The sequence below is a fragment of the Burkholderia sp. BCC1988 genome, from assembly GCF_905339895.1.
Classification (GTDB): Bacteria; Pseudomonadota; Gammaproteobacteria; order Burkholderiales; family Burkholderiaceae; genus Burkholderia.
Window position 1 is genome coordinate 1 of sequence record NZ_CAJPHA010000053.1, and the last position, 3,016, is coordinate 3,016.

Annotated in this window: 4 protein-coding genes; all 4 read left to right on the top strand. The window is 61.0% G+C overall.

Annotated elements, in window-relative coordinates; genetic code table 11:
• The first annotated feature begins 83 nt into the window (after nt 1–83).
• The 4 genes from tnpA to U4012_RS35465 all read left to right on the top strand — a co-directional run bounded on the left by tnpA (nt 84) and on the right by U4012_RS35465 (nt 2,954).
• Entirely contained in the window at nt 84–548 is a 465-nt protein-coding gene (gene tnpA / locus U4012_RS35450) for an IS66-like element accessory protein TnpA (RefSeq protein WP_321804512.1), read from the top strand.
• On the top strand, nt 548–901 hold the full coding sequence (gene tnpB / locus U4012_RS35455; protein WP_321804514.1) for an IS66 family insertion sequence element accessory protein TnpB: 354 nt from the start codon (nt 548–550) through the stop codon (nt 899–901). Before tnpA ends, tnpB begins: the two co-directional genes overlap by 1 nt.
• An 87-nt stretch (nt 902–988) precedes the next feature.
• Nucleotides 989–2,584 (top strand): IS66 family transposase, encoded by a 1,596-nt coding sequence (gene tnpC, locus U4012_RS35460; protein ID WP_321804517.1) that lies wholly within the window; start codon nt 989–991, stop codon nt 2,582–2,584.
• Between the two features lie 124 nt (nt 2,585–2,708).
• Nucleotides 2,709–2,954, top strand: coding sequence for a hypothetical protein (locus U4012_RS35465; protein ID WP_321804519.1), 246 nt, complete (start codon nt 2,709–2,711; stop codon nt 2,952–2,954).
• The last annotated feature ends 62 nt before the right edge of the window (nt 2,955–3,016 follow it).

Here is a 3,016-nt window from a genome sequence, read left to right on the forward strand (position 1 = left end):
GTAAGCGCGCGATTTCGCACACCTAGCTTCGGTTGCTGAGTAGGTTCACGATTGCGTCCGCAATCTACTTGCGGACGCAATCCATGACAGATGATGACCTGAGCTTTTTGCCGTTGCGTGTGACGCATGTTGGCGTCGGAGGCAAGCGAAGCTTTGACCCGGTGGACAAGCGACGGCTGGTTGAGGCCTGTTTGCGCCCGGGAGCCTCGCTATCGGGCCTCGCTCTTAAAGCGGGCGTGAATGCCAACCAGTTGCACAAGTGGGTTCGCGCGAGTGAACGGGGTGGCACCACGGTCACGCATGACGCGCCGGCCGCGCTGTCAGCGTTTGTACCGGTGGTCACGATCGACGAGCCAACGCCGGTCGTGACTTGTACGCGCTCGCCGAGCCGGGTCACCAGTGCAGAATCATCCTGTGCTCCACAACTGTCAACTCGACCAGCGCGGCTGATGGCTCGCCTGCCCAACGGAGTGAACCTCGAACTTGAATGTTCCGCAGGCGACGTTGCAGTAATCAATGCGGTGGTCGTTGCATTGGGAGCAAGCTGATGTTCCGCTTCGAGGCGGACTTGGCGGTCTTCCTGCATCGCGAACCGATTGACTTCCGGGCCGGCATCAATAGCCTCGTGGCGCTCGTCGAGCAGTCCATGCAACTCGATCCGTTTGCTCGCGCCGTCTTTGCCTTCCACAACCGCAAACGCAACCGTGTCAAGCTGCTGTTCTACGATCGCAACGGCTTCTGGATGATGTTGAGGCGGCTCGAGGAGGACCGCTTTGTATGGCCGCGCCGGCAGCAAACCGTCATCAAACTGACGAGCGAGCAGTTGCACTGGCTCCTGGAGGGCATCGACATTGACGCGGTGCGGCGTCACCCGGTGCGATCGTACCATCACGCCAGTTGAGCATTCCGTGTCACCCCGTGGGTATTGGTCGGCCTGTTACACATTCCCGTAAACCCACCGTGCGCGACACTTCGCTATCGTTGGGGTATGAACGAGGACGACTTCTCTCGATTGCCACCGGCTGCTCAAGCCTATATTCGTGAACTCGAGACACGAAATCGGCAATTGGGCGAACGGGTCACTCAGCTCGAAGAGCAGTTTCGCCTCGCGCAGAGCAGACGCTTCGCCCCGAGCAGCGAGAAGCTAAAGGATCGCGTCTTCGACGAAGCCGAACAGCTCGCCAGCGCTGAGGCCGACGACATGGACGGCGACGGCACTGACGACGCGTTTGTGCTCCCCGACACGGGTCTTCCTGATGCGCCGGCACCGACAAGAAGCAAACCAGGACGGAAGCCCCTACCGGCGCACCTGCCGCGCCAGCGCATTGAATACGACCTACCCGAAAGCGATAAGGTATGTCCGTGCTGCGAGCGCGCCTTGCACCGTATGGGCGAAGAGACCAGCGAACAGTTGCATGTCGAAGTAAAGGCCTCGGTCCTTCAGCACGTGCGCTTCAAATACGCATGTCGCCACTGTGAACGTCACGCGGAACGTACGCCGGTGATCACGGCGCCGATGCCGGCCCAGCCGTTGCCGGGCAGCAATGCCAGTGCGGCGATGATCGCGACGGTCACTGCGGGGAAGTACGTCGACGGCACGCCGCTATACCGGATGGCCCACGCGCTGGCACGCGCGGAAATCGAAGTCGGGCGTGGCACGCTGGCGAACTGGATCATCCGGCCCGCTGAGCTGCATTACAGCCGCCTGTACGAGGCGCTGCGCGCAACGCTGCTGTCGCAGCAGTTGATCCACGGCGACGAGACAACGGTGCAGGTGCTTAAAGAGCCGGGCAAAGCCGCTCAGAGCACTTCGTACATGTGGGTGTACCGTAGCGCCGAAGACTGCCCCGAGCCCGTCGTGCTGTTCGACTACCAGCCGGGGCGCGGGCAGGACTATCCCCGGACGTTCCTCGCCGGCTACAAAGGTCTGCTGATGACCGACGGGTATGCCGCCTGGCGCACGCTCGAAGGTCCGACGCACTTCGGTTGCATGGCCCACGCACGTCGCGCCTTCGTGGAAGCCCTCAAGGGAATGAAGAAACCAGGCGGTCGTGCTGCGCAAGCGTTGGAATACTTCAAGGCGCTTTACCAGGTCGAAACACTCGCAAAGGGCGATCTACCCGTAGACGAGACCCGGGCCGCCTACAAATTCCGCTTGCGCCAGCAGCACAGCGTACCGCTACTCGAGTCGTTCCGGAAATGGCTCGATGAACAGGCGCCGCAGACGCTCCCAGAAAGCCTGCTCGGCAAAGCGATCGCATATACGCGCAACCAGTGGACGTATCTCAGCCGCTATGTGAGCGACGGACGCGCTCCGATTGACAATAACGTGATCGAGCGCGACATTCGGCCATTCTGTACGGGCAGGTCTTCCTGGCTATTTAGCGACACCGTTGCCGGCGCGAGGGCGAGTGCAATGATCTATAGCCTCGTCCTGACGTGTCGGGCCTGCAACGTCGAGCCCTACGCATACCTTCTGCATGTGCTCACCCAACTGCCGCAGCGCGCGCCGCATGACGATGTCACTGACCTCCTGCCGTTCAACTTCGCGCAACGGTCCGCTGTGGATGTCAACCCTGCCTGATCAGACGCGGTGCGCTGCGGCCTGTTGAAACGATGTGGAACGCCGCTATCCTCTGGATTCCTGGGTGTATCCTCGGATAGTCACCGCAGCGATGGCCCGCTGCAACTCCCGAAAGGAGGTCGCCATGACTCTGAGAAAGGAAGAATCCGCGCTAGTGCTTGCGGATCGTCATATCGCGGAAGCGCTGCAGCGAATCGCCCTGCAAGAAAAGCGCGTTAGCGACCAGAAGGAGTGCGGACGAGATTCGTCGCAATCAGAACAGCTCCTGTGCATCCTGCGGGACATCCTCTGCTCCTTTACGGAGCATCGGCGCCAGATTGAGGAAGAGCTCGAAAGAGAGCGGCGCTTGCTGGATACTCTCGGCCACTGAACAACGTCTCGACGGCGCATCGACAGAATCCGGATTCAGTGTGCTCAATCGAGCGCTTACCG